The sequence below is a fragment of the Nakamurella sp. genome (genome assembly GCF_044224575.1).
Taxonomy (GTDB): domain Bacteria; phylum Actinomycetota; class Actinomycetes; order Mycobacteriales; family Nakamurellaceae; genus Nakamurella.
Map to the genome: position 1 here is coordinate 201,150 of NZ_JBGAKE010000009.1, position 18,349 is coordinate 219,498.

19 protein-coding genes are annotated in these 18,349 nt (G+C 72.2%); 11 read left to right on the forward strand and 8 right to left on the reverse strand.

Annotated elements, in window-relative coordinates; all coding sequences use genetic code 11:
- Position 1: 1 nt before the first annotated feature.
- The gene (locus tag ACILSK_RS12810; protein WP_395727544.1) at positions 2 to 835 is read right to left on the reverse strand and encodes a mycofactocin-coupled SDR family oxidoreductase; all 834 of its coding nucleotides are present in this window, start codon (positions 833 to 835) and stop codon (positions 2 to 4) included.
- A 25-nt stretch (positions 836 to 860) separates the two neighbouring features.
- Positions 861 to 1,667: a mycofactocin-coupled SDR family oxidoreductase gene (locus ACILSK_RS12815; RefSeq protein ID WP_395727545.1), complete on the reverse strand. Its 807-nt coding sequence runs from the start codon at positions 1,665 to 1,667 to the stop codon at positions 861 to 863.
- A 257-nt stretch (positions 1,668 to 1,924) separates the two neighbouring features.
- Here ACILSK_RS12815 and mftR point away from each other — a divergent pair, with 257 nt between their 5' ends.
- Positions 1,925 to 2,566 carry a mycofactocin system transcriptional regulator gene (gene mftR / locus ACILSK_RS12820; protein ID WP_395727546.1) on the forward strand — a complete coding sequence of 214 codons (642 nt, stop codon included), beginning with the start codon at positions 1,925 to 1,927 and terminating at the stop codon, positions 2,564 to 2,566.
- Between the two features lie 7 nt (positions 2,567 to 2,573).
- On the opposite strand, the gene ACILSK_RS12825 is transcribed toward mftR, so the two are convergent.
- From ACILSK_RS12825 to ACILSK_RS12835, 3 genes are read right to left on the reverse strand one after another with little or no spacing between them, the layout of a single operon-like run.
- The gene (locus ACILSK_RS12825) at positions 2,574 to 3,305 is read right to left on the reverse strand and encodes a tyrosine-protein phosphatase (protein WP_395727547.1); all 732 of its coding nucleotides are present in this window, start codon (positions 3,303 to 3,305) and stop codon (positions 2,574 to 2,576) included.
- Positions 3,298 to 4,353 carry an HAD family hydrolase gene (locus ACILSK_RS12830; protein WP_395727548.1) on the reverse strand — a complete coding sequence of 352 codons (1,056 nt, stop codon included), beginning with the start codon at positions 4,351 to 4,353 and terminating at the stop codon, positions 3,298 to 3,300. The genes ACILSK_RS12825 and ACILSK_RS12830 overlap by 8 nt, the downstream gene beginning before the upstream one ends.
- The gene (locus ACILSK_RS12835) at positions 4,346 to 5,359 is read right to left on the reverse strand and encodes a hypothetical protein (RefSeq protein WP_395727549.1); all 1,014 of its coding nucleotides are present in this window, start codon (positions 5,357 to 5,359) and stop codon (positions 4,346 to 4,348) included. The genes ACILSK_RS12830 and ACILSK_RS12835 overlap by 8 nt, the downstream gene beginning before the upstream one ends.
- Positions 5,360 to 5,576: 217 nt before the next feature.
- Here ACILSK_RS12835 and ACILSK_RS12840 point away from each other — a divergent pair, with 217 nt between their 5' ends.
- From ACILSK_RS12840 to ACILSK_RS12875, 8 genes are all read left to right on the forward strand, one after another.
- Entirely contained in the window at positions 5,577 to 5,888 is a 312-nt protein-coding gene (locus ACILSK_RS12840; RefSeq protein ID WP_395727550.1) for a EutN/CcmL family microcompartment protein, read from the forward strand.
- A 40-nt stretch (positions 5,889 to 5,928) separates the two neighbouring features.
- Positions 5,929 to 6,237, forward strand: a complete 309-nt coding sequence (locus tag ACILSK_RS12845; RefSeq protein ID WP_395727551.1) for a BMC domain-containing protein — start codon at positions 5,929 to 5,931, stop codon at positions 6,235 to 6,237.
- 106 nt (positions 6,238 to 6,343) lie between these two features.
- Complete coding sequence (locus ACILSK_RS12850) at positions 6,344 to 7,741, forward strand: aldehyde dehydrogenase family protein (protein WP_395727552.1); 1,398 nt, start codon at positions 6,344 to 6,346, stop codon at positions 7,739 to 7,741.
- A 1-nt stretch (position 7,742) separates the two neighbouring features.
- The gene (gene eutJ, locus ACILSK_RS12855) at positions 7,743 to 8,561 is read left to right on the forward strand and encodes an ethanolamine utilization protein EutJ (RefSeq protein ID WP_395727553.1); all 819 of its coding nucleotides are present in this window, start codon (positions 7,743 to 7,745) and stop codon (positions 8,559 to 8,561) included.
- Positions 8,562 to 8,649: 88 nt separating this feature from the next.
- On the forward strand, positions 8,650 to 9,282 hold the full coding sequence (locus ACILSK_RS12860; RefSeq protein WP_395727554.1) for a BMC domain-containing protein: 633 nt from the start codon (positions 8,650 to 8,652) through the stop codon (positions 9,280 to 9,282).
- Positions 9,279 to 10,529, forward strand: coding sequence for a malate dehydrogenase (locus ACILSK_RS12865; RefSeq protein WP_395727555.1), 1,251 nt, complete (start codon positions 9,279 to 9,281; stop codon positions 10,527 to 10,529). Before ACILSK_RS12860 ends, ACILSK_RS12865 begins: the two co-directional genes overlap by 4 nt.
- 5 nt (positions 10,530 to 10,534) lie before the next feature.
- Positions 10,535 to 11,560, forward strand: coding sequence for an alcohol dehydrogenase catalytic domain-containing protein (locus ACILSK_RS12870; protein WP_395727556.1), 1,026 nt, complete (start codon positions 10,535 to 10,537; stop codon positions 11,558 to 11,560).
- A gap of 19 nt (positions 11,561 to 11,579) precedes the next feature.
- Positions 11,580 to 13,691, forward strand: coding sequence for a helix-turn-helix domain-containing protein (locus ACILSK_RS12875; protein WP_395727557.1), 2,112 nt, complete (start codon positions 11,580 to 11,582; stop codon positions 13,689 to 13,691).
- 171 nt (positions 13,692 to 13,862) lie between these two features.
- Here the strand turns inward: ACILSK_RS12875 and ACILSK_RS12880 are convergent, their stop codons facing one another.
- Entirely contained in the window at positions 13,863 to 14,168 is a 306-nt protein-coding gene (locus ACILSK_RS12880) for a BMC domain-containing protein (RefSeq protein ID WP_395727558.1), read from the reverse strand.
- Between the two features lie 849 nt (positions 14,169 to 15,017).
- On the opposite strand from ACILSK_RS12880, the gene ACILSK_RS12885 reads away from it, so the two are divergent.
- On the forward strand, positions 15,018 to 15,200 hold the full coding sequence (locus ACILSK_RS12885) for a hypothetical protein (RefSeq protein ID WP_395727559.1): 183 nt from the start codon (positions 15,018 to 15,020) through the stop codon (positions 15,198 to 15,200).
- 21 nt (positions 15,201 to 15,221) lie between these two features.
- Here the strand turns inward: ACILSK_RS12885 and ACILSK_RS12890 are convergent, their stop codons facing one another.
- A complete protein-coding gene (locus ACILSK_RS12890) occupies positions 15,222 to 16,529 on the reverse strand; it encodes an RNA polymerase sigma factor (protein ID WP_395727560.1) in 1,308 nt (435 codons plus the stop codon).
- Positions 16,522 to 16,878, reverse strand: a complete 357-nt coding sequence (locus ACILSK_RS12895) for a YciI family protein (protein WP_395727561.1) — start codon at positions 16,876 to 16,878, stop codon at positions 16,522 to 16,524. The genes ACILSK_RS12890 and ACILSK_RS12895 overlap by 8 nt, the downstream gene beginning before the upstream one ends.
- Before the next feature lie 417 nt (positions 16,879 to 17,295).
- Between ACILSK_RS12895 and ACILSK_RS12900 the strand changes: the two genes are divergently transcribed.
- The gene (locus ACILSK_RS12900; protein WP_395727562.1) at positions 17,296 to 18,099 is read left to right on the forward strand and encodes an esterase/lipase family protein; all 804 of its coding nucleotides are present in this window, start codon (positions 17,296 to 17,298) and stop codon (positions 18,097 to 18,099) included.
- The last annotated feature ends 250 nt before the right edge of the window (positions 18,100 to 18,349 follow it).

Sequence of the window (18,349 nt, forward strand, 5' to 3'; positions counted from 1 at the left end):
CCTACTTGATGCCGAAACCGGCGTCGACGGGCAGGGTGACCCCGGTGATGTACCTGGCCTCGTCGGAGGCCAGGAACAGCACGGCGTTGCTGATGTCGACCGGCTCCACCCACAGGATGGGCAGGATGTTGAGGCTGCGGAACACGTCGTGCGCGTCCTCGACGGTAGGCTTGTCCAGATCCGGCCGGAAAAGTCCGGCCGTCCAATCGTTCTGGATCATCGGCGTGTTCACGACGGTCGGATGCACGCTGTTCACCCGGATGCTGTGCGCCGCCAGTTCCAGGGCCAGGGTGCGCATCAGGCCGACCACGCCGTGCTTGGCCGAGACGTAGTCGGCGATGTTCTGCATGGCCTTGAGCCCGGCCGCGGAACTGGTCAGCACCATCGAGCCACCGCGGCCGCCCTCGATCAGGTGCGGCACCGCGGCCTTGCAGGTATGCCAGACGCCGGTCAGGTTGACGTCGATGGTGTTGTGCCATTCCTCCTCGGTCTGCTCCCAGGCGGCGGCGTTGCCACCGGCGATACCGGCGTTGGCGCAGACGATGTCGAGCCGGCCGAGCTCGGCGACACCCTGGTCGACGGCCGCCTTGACCGCGGCATAGTCACGGACGTCGGCCTGGACCGCGACGATCCGGCGGTCCAGCGCCTCCACCTCCTTGACCGTCTGCTCCAGGTCGGCCGGCGTCGCCATCGGGAACGGCACGGTGTCGATCTGCTCGCAGATGTCGATCGCGATGATGTCCGCGCCCTCCTCGGCCAGCCGCAGCGCATGGCTGCGCCCCTGGCCGCGCGCGGCGCCGGTGATGAAGGCGACCTTGCCTTCTACTCGTCCCACGAGTGCACTTCCTTTCCGGAATCGTTCAGCGAATGGTGTTGCCGGCGTCGACGGTGAATTCCAGGCCGGTGACGTAACGCGCCTCGTCCGAGGCCAGGAACAGCACGGCGTTGCTGATGTCCCGGGGGTCGACGATCTCCACCGGGAAGGTGTTCATGAAGATCGGGCCCAACGCCGGCTCCCGGGTCAGCAGCGCCTCCAGGCCGCCCAGGCCGGCGCCCATCGGCGTGTCCACCCCGGTGGGATGCACGGTGTTCACCCGGATCCGGTGCTTGGCGAGCTCGTTGGCCAACGACTTCGCGATGCCGACGACACCGTGCTTGGCGGCGACGTACGGCGCCAGGAACGGCAGGCCCTTGATGCCGGCCGTCGAGCTGGTCGCGATGATCGACCCGCCGCCGGCCGCGATCAGGTGCGGGACGGCGACGACCATCGAGTTCCAGACACCGGTCAGGTTGGTGTCCAGGGTGTCCTGCCAGACCGCCGGCGTCACCTCGTCCCAGGCCTGGATGGTGCAGATACCCGCGTTGGCACAGACGATGTCGAGCCGACCCAGTTCGGCGACCCCGTCGTCGACCACCCGCCGGAGAGCGTCGGCGTCCCGCACGTCGGCCTCGACGGCGACGATCCGCCGGTCGAGTGCCTCCACTTCCTTGACCGTCTGGGCCAGTTCCTCGGCGGTGCCCAACGGGTAGGGCACCGTCTCCAGCTGGGCGCAGATGTCCACCGCGATGATGTCGGCGCCTTCTTCGGCCAGCCGGACGGCGTGGCTGCGGCCCTGACCGCGGGCCGCTCCGGTGACGAAAGCGACTTTTCCTTCGACCCGCCCCATTGCGTGGTCCCTTCGTTCGCGCCGACACCCGGCCGCACCCGGGGGCAGGCCGGATGGCCCGCTCGGGCGACGACAACCATGTCGACTGGTGACGTTTCGACTGCGGCACGGAGCGGACCGCATGCCGTCCGCGGCATCCGGTCGACCCCGACTGAGGTGAGTGTCAACATCTCGCCTCGGTTCCCACCCTAGATGCACCGAGTGCAGGAAGTGAAGGGTTCGCGCCCGAAGAGTTCGATGTGAATAGAGTGCGGGACGTGACCGTTGGCGAGAGCGGATGCGGCACCGGCCGAGCCGACAGTGCTCGCCGGACCGGCCGGCAGCCGGCGAGTTCGCGGACCGAGATCGAACACGTCGCCTTCCGGTTGTTCGACGAGCAGGGTTTCGACCAGACCACGGTGGACGACATCGCGGCGGCCGTCGGGATCGCCCGGCGCACGTTCTTCAGCTACTTCCCGTCGAAGAACGACGTTCCGTGGGGTTCGTTCGACCGTGAGCTGGCGCTGTTCCGCACGATGCTGGCCGGCACACCGCCCGACATGCCCGTCATGGAGGCCGTCCGGTACGCGGTGGTCCGGTTCAACACCGTGGAGCCGGCCGAGCAACCGTGGCATCGGCGGCGGCTCGCCCTGATCCTGGGGACGCCTGCGCTGCAGGCGCATTCGACGCTTCGCTACGCCGAGTGGCGCCAGGTGATCGTCGAGTTCGCGGCCCCCCGGCTCGGGCTCCCGGAGTCGTCGATCGTCATCCAGACGATCGCCTACACGGCGTTGGCCGTGGCGATCGCGGCCTATGACGTCTGGTTGCGTGACGACGGCAGCGACCTGCTCGAGTTGCTGGATCAGGCCTTTCGCGTGGTGGCGGCCGGACTCGGCGGAACCAACGACCGAACCGGGTGACCTCGGGTCATCCCGCGGTCAGCAACCGCGTCCGCAGGGTGGTCAGCTCCGGTTCGCCGATCCCCCGGGCCTGCGCCCAGCCGTGCGCGCCACCGTGCTCCCGGTCCAGCCCCTCCAGGAAGCCGACGATCGTGTGCTCCTGCGCCCGGTAGACCTCCGCCGGCACGCGGGCCATGTGCTCCCGATACCGCGGCCAGCCGAGGAACCGCTGCATGATCCGGTCCATATTGGTGGCGGTGCGCAGGTAGTCGGCGACGATCTCGGAGTCTCGGACGCCGAGCAACCGCAGCAGCAGCGCGATGACCAGGCCGGTGCGGTCCTTTCCGGCCGCGCAGTGCACCAGCACCGGATGCCCGGCCTGCGCGCACAGCACGCGGACGACGGTGGCCAGCGGCGACGTGGGCGATCCGAGATGGTCCAGGTAGAACCGGAGGGTCTGCGCGTCCGGCGCGAGGCCGGGCTCCGGCGACAGGTCGCGCAGCGGCGCGTTCAGGTAGCAGACCGGGGTCTCGACGAGCGGGCCGCGGCCCTCCCCGACGGCCTCCGGTCCGATCCGCAGGTCCACGACCAGTTCCAGCCGCAGCTCGTGCACCAGGTACCGCACATCGGTCGCGGTGAGCGCCTGCAAGGTGTCGCTGCGGAGCAGCAGCCCGGGGCGCAGCGTGCGGCCGTCCGTGGTGCGCAGGCCGCCCAGGTCGCGGAAGTTGAACGCGCCGGTGACCGGGCTCGGCTCAGCCATGGCAGACCCGGCGAACCGCGGCGAGCAGCTCGTCGGACGGCGCGGCTGCGGGACGTGTCACCGGCACGGGCATCGGCACCGCGCGGGTGGATCGGGGCGGAGCGCTCACCGCCGCGGCGGCCTGCTGGCGACGCCGCCGCCGAGCCGAGGCGGCCTCTCGCACCGGGTCGCGCTCGCCCCTGACGAACCGCTGCACCGGACAGCCACTGCCGTCACACCCGCACCCACACCCCCCGGGGCGGTTCTGTTCCCCGGGGATCCGGCCGCCCGCAACAGCCGAATGTTCCCCGGGGCGCCGGGCCGGTGGATGGACGGCCGGGACGGCGCAGGCGCCGCGGGGCGGTCGGGCGGCCTGGTCACCGAGCAGGTGCGCGGCGATCTCCTGCGGCCACAACGCGACGAACTCGGCCCCGGCGTCGGTCAGCTCCGCCACCGAGTGCATTCCCCACGCCACCCCCACCGCCCGGATGCCGACGGCCCGGGCGTCCTTGACGTCACCGGCAGTGTCGGTGACGAGCACGGTGCTGGCCGGGTCGGCCTCCTGCCGGGCGGCGGCCTCGTCGTAGTCGGCGGCGCACCGCCGGCCGTACCCGTTGCCGGCGTCGGCCAGGAAACTGCGCATGGCGGTCTTCTTGTCCGGCGCCACGTCACCACCGAACACGTGCGCGAAGCAGAAGGCGAGATCGTTGGCGACCAGCACCCGGCGCAACACCGCCATCGCGTTGGACGACATCACCGCCAGGGTGCAGTCGCTCGCCAGCCGGCGCACCACGTCGGCCACCCCCGGCACCAGGGGCGGCGTGTACTCGGTGCGCAGCAACTCCAGGAACGCCGCGTTCACCTGGTCGGCCTGGGCGTCGTCCCGGCAGAGCCGACGGATGGAACGGAACACGTTGCCGTTGAACAGTTCGAAGTACTTCTCGGGGCGGTCCACGCCCAGCCCGAACCGCTCGTCGATGCGCTGGAAGATCTCCCACGACGCCACCCGGGTCTGCACCAGCGTGCCGTCGAGGTCGAAGATCACCGCGCGCACCGGCGAATCAGCCACGGGCGGCGACTCCGGCGTGATGGATCCGGTGGTAGACGTCGCCGAGTTCGCCGAGTCCGACGAAGTCCATCGCCTCCCCGTAGCCGGTCCGCCCGTTCATCTCCCAGCGCAGCAGGCTGTTGTGGCCGACCACCCCGGGTTGCGACTGCCACGGGAAGGTGGTCAATGCGACCCCGGTGAGGTCCCAGGTGCGGCCGGCGGAGTCGGTGACGGACAGCGAGATCCGCTCCGGGTAGAACCCGGTGCGGTCGGTCGTCCCGCCGCCGGCCCGGAGCCCGAAGACCTTTCCGGTCTCCAGCACGTAGCCGTGCGTCATCACCAGCTCGGACGGCGCATCCGGTCCGCCGGCGGTGGCGAAGTCGAAGAGGCCGTGCACCACCAGGTCCCGGGAGAAGTGCGCGTGCATCCAGGAGAGCCGGGAGGTCTGCCGTTCGGCCCGCACCCCCCAGCTGTGGTCCATGGTGGACACGCAGTCGATCGGCGTGCGCACCCCGCGCAGCTCGATCTCGCCCTCGTAGTGCCCGGTCTGGTCGAAGTGCCCGGCGTAGGCATGCCCCCAGGTCAGCGACATGTCCCGGCCGGCGGCCATCGGGTCCTGGGCCGGGTCGTTGATGTCGTAGGGCTCCATCAGCGCGGTGTAGCGGAAGTGCAGTTCCAGTCCCGCGGCGGCGTCGGAGTAGTCGACGTCCCACACCATGTTCGGCTCCAGGCAACGCACCCGCAGACCGTTGGCCAGCGAGTAGTCGAGCAGGTCGGACGGCTGCGGGACGACGAGATGCTGCCAGGCGTCCCAGTAGTCGGCCGCCCAGGGCATGGTCACCCGGCGGCTGTTCACCGACACGGTCGAGCCGAGCACCCCGAGCGGTTCCCGGAACAGGCCGTACACGCCGATGTTCATCGGCCGGTCGGTGTCCTGCCCGGCATACAGGCCGAAGTAGTTCGTCTCCGACCAGAGCGGATCGTCGCTGGTCGGGCGGTGGAACTGGGCGTCCTCGGGGCGGATCACCGATGACTCTCCTTCGGGGTCGACTCGGCCACGCTGCTGCCGGGTCACACTCTCTCCCACCCCGTCGCCCGGCCATGCCGGTGGTGGACAACCACACCCCGGCACGTTGTCCGCTCGGGATAACGCTCGCCGGGTGCCGTCGACCCTACGGTCCGTTCAGCCGGCGGCCGATGTCGTCGGTGCGACGAACAGCGACGACGCCGGAGGTGGATCGGGCATGCGGCTGGCCACAGTGCTCGGTCAGGTCGTTGCCACCGTCAAGGAGCCCGGGTTGGACCGGTTCACCCTACTGGTCGTCCAGGACGGTCTGGCGGCCGATCCGGGTACGGACCCGCCGGCCGGAACGCCTTACGTGGCCGTCGATCTGGTCGGAGCGGGGGTCGGGGAACTGGTGCTGGTCGTCGGGGGCAGCACCGCCCGGGCAGCGGCGAGCGCCGCCACGGGCACCGACTGCCCGACCGACCGGGCGGTGGTGGGCATCGCCGACTCCGTCATCGAGCGCGGCACCGTCACCTACCGCAAGTCGTGAGCATCGCAACCACAGCGTCGCAAGAACACTGGAGGACCACATGACGACAGCCACGTCCGGGCCGCGGGGCGCGCTGGGCCTGATCGAGACCAAGGGCCTGGTCGGGGCGATCGAGGCGGCCGACGCCATGGTGAAGGCGGCCAACGTGCAGATCGTCGGGCACCGCGAGATCGGCGGCGGCCTGGTCACGGTGATGGTCCGCGGCGACGTCGGCGCCGTGAAGGCGGCCACCGACGCCGGTGCGGTCGCCGCCGGCAAGGCCGGCGAGGTCGTCTCGGTGCACGTCATTCCGCGTCCGCACGAGGAGACCGAGGGCATCCTGTCCATCCTCACCCGGCCCAAGGGCTGAGTCCGGCCCGGCCGTCCCGCCGTCCGCCTGCCCGGCGCCGACCCCTCGGGCGCCGGGTGGGCGGCCTCCACTCCAGTGATCCGGAACCGACCGTGGAGGTGCGTTGATGACTGCCCTGCTGGACGGCCTGGACGCCGATCTCGCCGGTCTGGCCGACGTCCGAGCCAAGGCCCGGGCGGCCCGGACCGCCTTCGACGCGCTCGAGGGCGCCGACCAGGACACCCTGGACACCTACGTGCGGGCGATGGCCGAGGCCGGCACCCGGGCCGCCGAGGAGTTGGCCCGGCTGGCGGTGGACGAGACCGGATACGGCGTCTACGAGCACAAGGTCTACAAGAACCGCTACAACACCGGATTTGTCGCCCGGTGGATGCTGCAACGCCGCGCGGTGGGTGTGCTCTGGGTGGACGAGGCGGCGCGGGTGACCGCGGTGGGCACGCCGATGGGCGTCATCGCCGGCATCATCCCGGTGACGAACCCGACGTCGACGGCGCTGTTCAAGAGCCTCGCCGCGGTGAAGTCGGGCAATGCGATCGTGCTCGCCCCGCATCCCCGCGCGGCCGGGTGCACCCGGCGAGCGGTGCAGATCATGGCCGAGGCGGCCGTGTCGGCGGGTGCGCCCGACGGCCTGATCTCCTGCCTGGAGAACCCGACGCTGCCCGCCACCGCGGAACTCATGCGACGCCGGGAGATTGCGCTGGTGCTGGCCACCGGTGGGCCGGGCATGGTGCGGGCCGCGTACTCCAGCGGCAAGCCGACCATCGCCGTCGGCGCCGGCAACGTGCCCGCCTACGTCGGGGTCAGCGTCGCCGACCCGGCCGAGGCGGCCGAGATGATCATCACCTCCAAGTCCTTCGACAACGGCACCGCCTGCGTCGCCGAGCAGTCGGTGGTGGTGGCGGCCGCGGTCGCCGAGCCCTTCCTGACCGCCTTCGCCGCCCGCGGTGCGCACTGGCTCGACGCCGCCCAGCAGGACGCGCTCGGCCGGGTGCTGTTCGACGAGCGCGGGGTGATGCGGCCCGCATCGGTCGGCCAGTCGGCGGTGAGACTGGCCGAGCTGTCCGGCTTCTCCGTCCCGAAGGGCACCCGGGTGCTGGCCGCCCGGCTGGACACGGTGGGCACCGACATCCCGCTGTCGGCGGAGATCCTGGGGCCCGTGCTGTCGGTGTATACCGTGCCCGACCCGGCCGCGGGCCTGGCCCGGTGCCAGGAGATCCTCGCGCACGGCGGCGAGGGCCACACCGCCGCGGTGCACGCCGCCGATCCCGAGGAGATCGCCCCGTTCGCCACCCTGCGGGCCGGCCGGATCCTGATCAACACGCCGGCCCTGTTCGGCGGCATGGGCTTCTCGGCCGAGGTCGACCCGTCGTTCCAGCTGGGTACCGGCACCTGGAGCGGGTCCATCTGCTCGGACAACGTCACCCCCCTGCACCTGATCAACATCAAGCGGATCGCGCACGAGGTCCGGCCGTGGCGCACCGTCTACGACCCGGTGGAGCTGTGAGATGCCGACCGCCGTCATGACTGCCGTGGACGACCTGTTGGGGACGGCCGCGACGCGGCTCGCGGACGGCACGGCCGGGGAGACCGACGGCCCGTTGCGGGTCGGCGTCGACCTGGGCACCGCCAACTGCGTGCTCGTGGTGCTGGCCGGTGACCGACCCGTCTGGGTGGGCGCGGCACCGTCCGGCGCGCTGGCGGACGGCGTCGTCGTCGACTTCGCCCGGGCGACCGCGACGGTCCGCCGGCTCAAGCAGACCGCCGAGGCGGCGCTCGGCGCCCAGCTGGCCGACGCGGCCACCGCCTACCCGCCGGGCATCCCGGTGGCTGACGCCCGCGCCTGCCGGTTTGTCTGCGAGGCTGCCGGTTTCGGCCAGGTGACGCTGATCGACGAGATCGCGGCGGCCCAGCGCACGCTCGGCGTGCGGGACGGGGTGGTGGTCGACGTGGGGGGCGGGTCGACCGGCGTCGGGGTGTTCCGGGACGGGATGCTGACCGGGCTGGACGACCGGCCCGGCGGCGGGCATCACCTCGACCTGATGCTCGCCGGCGCGCTCGGCATCCCCCTGGAGGAAGCCGAGCCGTACAAGCGGGCCCATCCCGACGATTCCTTCCCGATCCTTGTCCCCGGCCTGCAGCGCATCGCCGAGAACGTCCGCGCGCTCACCCCGGACGCGGCCGACCTGCCGCTGCACCTGGCCGGCGGCGCGCTGATGATCCCTGGCGCCGGCGACGTGCTGGCCCGCTACCTGGAGCGCACCGTGATCACCTACCCGCATGCCCTGCTCATCACCCCGATCGGCATCGCGAGGTCGGCGCCATGACCGAGGCTTGCCGAGGGAATCGTCGACACCGCTGCGGCGTCCGCGCCGGGGTGCACGAGCCTGCGAGGCACCCCGGGAGGACGGCGTCATGAGTACCGGAACCACGCTGCGGACGTACGCGTTCGTCGATCGGATGCAGCCGCAGTGCGCGGCGCACATCGCGGCCACCAGCCCGGGTGACGTTCCGCTGGCCGGGATGGCCGAGCTGTACATCGAGATGTCGCCCGGCAACGAGGTTTTCCGGGCCGCCGACGTCGCTTTGAAGGCGGCCGGGGTGCGGCCGGCCCTGCAGATCATCGAGCGTGAGTTCGGCCTGCTGGAGATCCATTCCGAGCAGCAGGCCGAGGTGCTCGCCTCCGGGCAGGCGGTGTTGGACGAACTCGGCCTGACCGAGCGCGACCGGCTCAAGCCGGTCATCGCGTCGACCCAGTTCATCACCAACGTGCACCCGTACCAGGCGCAGCTGCTGAACAAGTGGCGCAAGGGGTCGATGATGATGCCCGGGCAGAGCCTGTTCGTGATGGAGGTGGCGCCGGCCGCGTACATCGCGATCGCCGCGAATGAGGCGGAGAAGGCGGCCAACATCACCGTGATCGAGCTGCGGGCGGTGGGTCGGTTCGGCCGGATGTTCCTGTCCGGCACGGAAAGTGAGGTGCAGTCCGCCCGGGACGCGGCCGTGGCCGCGCTCGAGGGCCTGCCCGGCCGGGAACACCCCCGATGACGGTCATCGGCGCCGACGCGATCGAGCGCGCGGCCAAGGCGGGTGAGGCGCTCCGGGTGGCCGCCGGTGATCTGGTGACGCCGCTGGCCCGGGAACGGGCGCGTGACCTGGGGGTCGAGATCGTCATCGACGCAGCCCCTTCCCGCGATGAGGCGAATGATCGCCGGGCGGCCCCACCGGCCGACCGCCGGCCGACCCGCACCCTGCGTCCGGCGCGGGCCGCTCCGCGGGCGACGGTGCTGGGCCCGCCCGTGCCGTTCGTCGGCCCGCCGTCCGGCGCGCTGTACCGGCGGGGCGCACCGGTCACCGCCGCCGGACCCGCGAAACCCGGCCGGGTGGTGGTGGTCGGCGCCGGGCACGTCGGGATGATCGCCGCGATGCGGCTGGCCGACGCGGACCTGTTCGACGAGATCGTGCTGGTCGACATCGACGAGGGCCGGGCCGCCGGCATCGCGCTGGACCTGACCCACACCGCGGCGCTCTCCGGCTTCGCGACGCGGATCCGCGGGGTCGGCTCGGTCGAGGCGGCGGGTCCGGCCGACTACGTGGTCGTCACCGCCGGCCGGCCGCGCCGCCCCGGGATGAGCCGGGCCGACCTGATCAGCACGAATGCCGCGATCGTCGGCGACGTGGCGGCCCGGGTCGCGGCGACCTCCCCGCAGTCGGTGATGGTGATCGTCACCAACCCGCTCGACGAGATGACCCAACACGCCTGGCAGGTGTCCGGCTTCCCGAGCAGCCGGGTCGTCGGCATGGCCGGCGTCCTGGACACGGCGCGGTTCCAGGCCCTGGCCGCGCTCGGCAGCGGCGTCCGGGCCGACCGCATCACCGCCTGGGCGCTGGGCAGCCACGGCGAGGAGATGGTGATCCCGCTGTCCCAGGCCGGTGCGGACGGTCACCCGCTGGACCGGCTGGGGCTGCCCGAGACCATCGACCGGGCCCGGGGTTCCGGTGCCGAGGTGGTCGGGCTGCTGAAGACGGGCAGCGCGTTCCTGGCCCCGGGGATGTCGGCGGCGCGGATGGTGCTCGCGATGGCCCGGGACACCGGCGAGGTGCTGCCCGCGGCGGTGCTGGCCGACGGCAGCTACGGCATCCGCGACGTGTACGTGGGCCTGCCCGCGCGGCTGGGCCGGCGCGGCGTCGCCGGCATCGTCGAGCTGCCGCTGCGGCCGGACGAACTCACCGCGCTACGCGAGGCCGCCGACCGGATCCGGGAACGGCTGGCCGGGTTGGCCCGGGCCTCGTGAAGGCGGTGGTGTTCGCCGGAGACGGCCGGGTTCGGGTGGACACCGTGCCCGACCCGGAGGTCTCCGGCCCCGAGGACGCCGTCGTCCGGGTGCGACGCGCCGCGGTGTGCGGCACCGACCTGCACGTCGTCGCGCATCCGGACGGGTTACCGGCCGGCTCCGTGCTGGGCCATGAGTTCGTCGGCGAGATCGTCGCCGCCGGACCGGCAGTTCAGGGACATCGGTTGGGCGACATGGTGTTCGGCGCCGACTACGCCGCCTGTGGCCGCTGCTGGTGGTGCCGGCGCGGCGACCACTGGGAATGCGATCACCGCAGCTTTTTCGGCACCGGCGCCGCCTTCGGCCCCCCGCTGGCGGGTGCCCAGGCCGAGCTGGTGCGGGTGCCGTTCGCCGACGCCACCCTCCGGCCGGTCCCGGCCGGTCTGTCCCCGGACGCCGCGGTATTCCTCGGTGACACCCTGGCGACCGGGTACGCCGCGATCGCCCGGGCCCGGATCACGCCGGGCGACACGGTGGCGATCCTGGGCGGCGGACCCGTCGGCCAGCTGACCAGTCTGGCCGCCCAGGCGGTCGGGGCCGGGGTCGTCCTGCTCGTCGAGCCCGTGGGCGCCCGCCGGGAGCTGGCGTCGGCGCAGGGCGCGGTGACCGCCGAACCGGAGACCGCGCGGACCGTCGTCGATCGGGTGACCGACGGACGCGGCGCGGACCTCGTGGTCGACGCCGTCGGTGGCCCGCGCGCGCTGGATGCGGCGTTCGCGATGGTTCGGCGCCGCGGCACGGTGATCTCGGTCGGCGTGCACCGGGATCTGGGCTGGTCCCTGCCGGTCGCTCGCGCGTTCGGCGACGAGCTGACGCTGCGGTTCGTCGTCGGGAATGCGCTGCGGGACGGCGACGCGCTGATCGCACTGGTCCGATCGGGGGCGATCGACCCGACCGTGGTCGCCACCGACACCGTCCGTCTCGACCAGGCCCCGGACGCGTACCGGCGCATGGCCGATCGACGTACGCTCAAGACGCTGATCGCGATCTGACACCGACGGAGGTGAAGCGATGGCCACGGCCGAACGCGTCGCCGTGCTCGCGCCGATCGTGATCGATGGCGAGCCGGCCGCCGAGCCGCTGGCCACCCTGCTGGGCACCCAGCCGGTCGACGTCGCGGGCGCAGCAGCTGATCTCGCGGGACTGGCGGCCGCCCTGCTCGGCCGGCCGGTGAGCGTGGTCGACGCCGCGAGCGGCGTGCTGGCCGGCGACTCCAGGTCGATGCCGCGGCAGGTGGTGGCCCCCGACGGAACGGTCGCGTTGTGTTGGACGGGCGACGCGGGCCGCCGGCATCCGATGCTGACGCAGGCCTGCGTCTGGCTCGCCCTGCTCCGGCGGCCGGATCGGCCGGCGCCGGCCGGGCCTGCCGAGCCGGAGAGCGAGGCCGTCCGGGAGGTCGTGCAGCAACTACTGTCCGTCCGCGATGTCGACCAGGTGTTGACCTCGATCGCCGAGCGCACCCTGCGGGTGCTGGACGCCGACATCTGCGGCGTCATGCTGCGAGAGGGCGACCTGGTCCGGATGCGCGCGTGTGTCGGCAACCGGGTCGCCGAGACGGCGCGGCTGCGGATGCGCCGCGGGCAGGGGTTGGCCGGCCTGGTGTTCGATACCGGACGGCCGGCCAAGGTCGACACCTACCTGGAGGACCGGACGATCAGCCCGGACTTCATGTCGCTCGCCGCCAAGGAGGAAACCCGGTCCGCGCTGGCCGTCCCGCTGCGGCTGCACGGCGAGTTCATCGGCGTGCTCGAGGTGTGGCGTCGCCGCCCGTCGATGTTCACCGGGGCCGACGAACGCCGGATGGTGGTGCTCGCCGACATCGCCACCGTCGCCATCGACAATGCCCGGCTGCACGACGAGCAGGCCGCGGCGACGGCCGAGGCCGAACAGGCGCGGGACGCCCTGCAGCGGCAGGTCGCCCTGCTCGACCGATCGTCCCGGTTGCAGCAGAGCCTGCTGACCACCGTCATCGAGGGCGGCGGATTACCCGCCGTGGTGCACGCGGTGGCGTCCGAACTGGGCTGCGAGGTCGGGGTCTACGGGCCGGACGGCGCGATGATCGCCTCGCACGCCCCCGGTCCACTCGAATTGTCGTTGCCGGCGCGACTTCCGGCCCGTGGCCGGTCCGTGGCCGGCCGGTGGGTCCGACCGGTCTACGCGGACGGCGATCAGGTCGGCCAGGTCGTGCTGGTCCTCGGCGAGGCGACGGCGGAGCTGATGGAAGCGGTCGCCGGTCAGGTGGCCATGGCCTGCTCGCTGGCCCTGCTCCGCGAACGGGCGGCGTCCCGGGCCCGGGCCCAGGCCGTCGACCAGGTGCTGTGGGACCTGCTGCAGGGACCGGTCGAGCACCGGGTGGCCGCGCGTACGCGGGCCCAGCAGCTGGGCATCACCCTGCACGGCGCTCTGCGGGTGCTGCACGGCCGGATCGAGAACGTCGAGGAGGTGGCCGCCGAGCAGGGGTGGGACACCTCGCACACCGACAAGGTGCGCCGCGGCATCCTCCGGGCGGTCCGCGGCGTGGACGAGACCCGCCGGTTGCCGCTGACCGGCATGCGTGGGGATCTGCTTGTTGCGGTGGCCGCGGAGCTCAGTCGTGCGGCGGCCAAGGACCTCGCCGCGGCGACCTGCGCGGCGATCCACGCCGAATGGCCCGGCCTGCGGCTGACCTGGGGAATCAGCCGGGAGCATCCGAATCCGATCGAGCTGCCCACCGCGCTGAGCGAGGCGGAGACCGCGCTGGCCGCCGCCCGCCGGCTCGGCGGGCGCAACGCCTTCCTGTACGAGGAGCTCGGCATCGTCCGGCTGCTGCTCGGCTCGGGCAACGACCCGGACCTGCAGACGTTCATCGACGAGATGACCGGTCCGCTGGTGGCCTACGACCGGGAGAACGACGGCGCCCTGATCCGCACCCTGCGCGCGTTCTTCGACGCCGACTGCTCGCAGCGGGTCGCCGCCGAGCGACTGTTCGTCCATCACAAGACCCTTCGCTACCGGCTGGAACGGATCCGGCAGCTCACCGGGTTGGACCTGAGCCGGCACGAGGACCGGATGCGCGCCGATTTCGCCCTGCGCCTGCTGCAGATCAACCAGACCGCGGACGACGGGGCCGCGCCGGCCCGCTGACCGACCTCGCGCCGCCGGGCCTTTGCTGGAGCCCGTCGGCGTGCCCGCGACCGCTCGCCCGGGCTGATCAACTCGGCAAGAATGGCTACATTTCTGGCGCATCCTGCCGAGTTGATCAGCCCGACGCCAGGCCCCGGGCTGGCGGCGCACCGGAGCTTTCCCGGGACAGAGTCAGCCGGTGGAAACGACGGCCTGACCGACGACGTCCTCGGTCTCCCCGTGCGGGCGCGGGATGACATGGCTGCTGTAGAGCTCACCGACCCGCTGCGCGGCAGCCCGGCCGGCGTCGACCGCGGCCTTCACCGCGCCGACATCGCCGCGAACCAGTACCGAGACCTGCCCGTTGCGCAGCGTCCGGTACCCCTGCACCTGCACGTTGGCGGCCTTGACCATCGCGTCGGCGGCCTCGATCGCCCCCACCAGCCCCTTGGTCTCGATCAGACCCAGCGCACCGGCCGCGCGGGTGGGTTCGGTCATCGTGCCTCCTCGATCCGCGTCGACGGTAGCGGCGGCGCGCCCCGCTCGACCTGTCCCGACCGGACAACGGCGTCCAGCGGGGTTGTCCCGAGTCGGTACCTCCCTCGGAGGTAAAGCACGGGTGGCGGCACGACGGGACAAGAAGCGCCGGCGCGGACCCGCGCCGGAATCCCCGGAGCAGATGGTCTTCCGGGTCGTCATGGCATTCCGGCATTGGATGGACGATCACCCCACCACGGTCCTGCCCATCGAAGAACTCCTGATCCAGGTCACCACCCTGGCCAACGCAAAGGCCATCTTCGGCGTGCCGAACCCCGCGGGACTTGGCCGGCGGAGACGCTCGATGAGCTCTTCGAGGTGCTGGCCGAGCAGCCCCGGGTCGACCCCGAGGACATCGCCCGGCATGGGGTGCCCGCGCTGACCGTCTTCTTCGACTTTCTGGTCCGGACGGGCCGGTGGAAGCCGCAGAACGACGAATCGGCCAGTCGCGCGCGGCGGAGCAGTTCGTCGAGGCCACCGGGCTGCTGCCCGGCGTCGTGGTCCCGATCACCGTGCCGCCCGCCGACCAGGAATGGGCGGCGCTGACGGCGACCCCGCTCCTGCGCCACCTGCGATCCCTGACCGCGTGGGTGACCCGCGGGCGACGGCTGGACAAGCAGCTCGATCTCACCCGGGACGACCAGTCGTGGTGGATTCGCCACCACGAATTGTCCATCGCGGACAACGACTTCCGCGCCGTCTTCGAGATGTTGAGCCTGATGAAGGCCTGGGACGTCGCCGTGGCGGCCGACCTGATCACCATCCAGGGAGTCGGCCGAACAGGAGGCATCGGCGCTGCTGAGCGCCACGGTGTTCGACACCCTGCGGATGCTGCAGTCCTTCGGCATCGTCCCGGCGGTCGAGGGCCGGGCGGCGATCCCGGACGGCCTGCGGGCGGCCGTCGTCGCCGCGATCAACAGCCCAAGCGCGCCTTTCCGGATCGACCTGGAGCCGGGCGCAGTGCCACAGCCGGAACCAGAACCGGAGGACTGACCAAGGGATCGGCGGCGGCGATCACCCCGGGCACGATCGACCGGAGACCGACGCCCGCCGTCGTTCCAGGTGCCGCCGTTCCACCTCCCCCGGTGCGACCCGCAGGGCAACGTCGAACTCCGCGACCGCCTCGACCGGCCGGCCGGCCCGCATCAGCAGCTCCGCCCGGGCGGCTGGCAACAGGTGATACCCGGCCAGGCCGTCGATGCGGTCCAGCAGTCGCAGCCCGGCGTCCGGCCCGTCCGCCATGCCGACGGCCACCGCATGGTTCAGGGCGACGACCGGCGAGCCGGTCATCGCGTGCAACTGGCCGTACAGCCCGGCGATCGCCGGCCAGTCGGTGTCGGTCGCCGTCCGCGCGTTGGCGTGCGCGGCGGCGATCAACGCCTGGAGCTGGAACGGGCCGGGACGCCGCTGCGGGAGCGCGGAGGCCAGGGCCCGGTTCGCCCGGATGATCATCGCCAGGTCCCACGTCGACCGATCCTGGTCGTCCAGCAGCACCAGGTCTCCGGCCGGGTCGAACCGCCCCGCGGTGCGGGCCCGGTGGAACAGCTCCAACGCCAGCAGCCCGCGGATCTCGGGCTCGTCGGGGACGAGGGAGATCAGCACGTCGGTCAACCGGATCGCCTCGTCCATCAAACTCGAGCGCGCCCCGGTGGAACCGCCCCGGGACAGGTAACCCTCGTTGAACACCAGATAGAGCACGGTGAGTACGACGCCGAGCCGCTCGGTCAGGTCCGTCGGCAGGGACAGCGGGATCCGCGCGTCCCGGATCTTGCGTTTGGCCCGGACGATGCGCTGCGCGATCGTCGCCTCCGGCTGCAGGAACCCGGCCCCGATCTCGGCGGTGGTCAGGCCGCCGACCAGCCGCAGGGTCAGCGCGATCTGCGCCTCGGGGTGCAGGGCGGGGTGACAGCAGAGCAGGACCAGCCGCAATTGCTGGTCGCGGATCGTGCTCTCGTCGATCATCAGCTCCTGCTCCGATCCGTCCGGGCCGGCGGGTGACCCGCCCAGCGGGTCAGGCATGAGGTCCCGGGCCACAGCGAGGGTTCGCCGGTGAGCGGCACCGGCTCTCCGAATCCGGTCGATGGCCTTGCGGGTGGCGACGGTCCGCAACCAGCCGGTCGGGTTCGCCGGAATCCCGTCCGTCGGCCAGGTCCGCAGGGCCTCGATCAAGGCGTCCTGCACGGCCTCGTCGGCGACGTCCAGGTCGCCGAACCGGCGGGCGAGGACGGCGACCATCCGGCCGCCCTCGCCCCGGGCCAGGGCGGTCACTGCCGCCGGCACCGCCCCGGTGGCGGTGACCGCGCTCGCCGCGCTCTCAGTCACCGGTCGGCCGGAACGTCAGCGGCCGCACCTCGACGGCCCCCACGATCGGCAGGCCCTTGGCCAGGTCCAACACGTCGTCCAGGGATTCGGCCTTGACCAGGTAGAAGCCGCCGAGCTGCTCCTTCGTCTCGGCGTAGGGGCCGTCCAGCACCGTGGGGATCGTGCCGGCGGCGAGCCGCACGGTCGTCGCCGACGGCGTGGTCTGCAGGCCGCCGCCGGCGATCCAGTGCCCGCCGTCGATCAGCCGTTGGTTGAACGCGAGGAAGCCGGCCATCATCTGCTCCCACTCGGGTGACCCGTACTCCGGCGCGTCCGTTTCGTCGCGGTAGATCAGCAGCATGTACTCCATGACGGCTCCTTGCCCTCGGGTGGCGGATCGTTGATGATCTCGCGGCGGCTGGGTCGGTTCCCGACCGCTGCCTCGTTGACGCAGCCGCCCCACCGGATCGACACATCGGTCGGAATCAATGTCGACGGGTTCCGGTCGCCGCGGATGGATCTGCGTTGTTCGCCCGGAACCGTCGGCCCGGGCAACGCCCGCCGGTCAGGCGCGTCATGCATCACACAGATCCACTTCACAGCATGCTTCACCCAGCGGAAGGAACGGACCGCGGCCGGGCGCGCCCCGCGGAGAACCGTTCCGACCGTCGGCCCGTATCCCGGGTCGACCGCCGCGAATCGGGTTGGCGCGTCGGGGCCTTCGTTCCCGACGCCGCTCGCACCGGCTCCCGACGCCGACTCCGGGCATGAGTATCAGGAGGACCTGATGACGGTGCGCCCCCACACCTTTCACTGGCTGGCCGACGTGCCGGCGTGGGCCGCGGTACGCCACCGAACCGCGTGCCTGGCCCGCTGGCTGCGGCTGCCGGGGGTGGGGCGGACGCCGGACTGCCTGTCCATCCGCTATTGGCCGCGCCCGAGTCCGATCGTGCGCTCCGCGCTCCCGCGGCGCACGCCCGTGTTGCTGGTGCACGGGTACGCCGGCACCGAACACATGTGGCAACCCCTGCGTGTCGCTCTGGCCGCGGCCGGCTTCGATCAGGTCATCGCCCTGCGGTACAACACGTTTCGGGCCGACATCCGGTCCGTCGCGGACTGGCTGGTGGATCAGGCTGACCGCACGATGGGCGCATGCGGCACCCGCGGGGTGCACCTGGTGGGGCACAGCATGGGCGGGTTGGTGGTACGCGCGGCGGTGCAGTCGGGCGGGCTCGGCGACCGGGCCCGGACCGTGGTGACCCTGGCCACCCCGCACCGGGGCACGCCGTTCGCCCGGTTCGTGCCCGGTCCCGGCGCCCGGCAGATGTCGCCCGGCTCGGCCTTCCTCGCGGAGCTGGCCGCCGACGCTCGTCTCGGCGCGACCCGATGGGTCGACATCGAGGCCGCGGTGGACCGGGTCGTCCCCGCCGGAGCCGACCGCCTGCCGGCGGGGTCGATCCGGGTGCCCGCGGGGCACCGCTCCATCACCCGGCACCCGGACGCGGTGGCCCGGATCGTCGACGAGCTCGTCGGGGTCGAGAACCGCGATCTGGTGCACCACGCCACGCGGGACTTCACCCTCGCGGCCTGACCTGAGCTGACCTGACCTGACCTGACCTGACCGGGCCTGAGTCTGACATGACCGGGCCTGAGCCGAGCCCCATCCGCTGTTGATCATGGGCTGGTGGCCGTTCCGCGGGGCGGCCTTGTCAAGGGGTCGGTGCAACACGGGGGTCATCAGGCGGCCCGTGCCAGGAACTGGGCCAGGGCTTGGGCTGGGGTCCTGAGGTCCAGCGTCGGACGAGGCCGTTGGTTGAGCGAGTCCTGGACTCGTTTGAGGT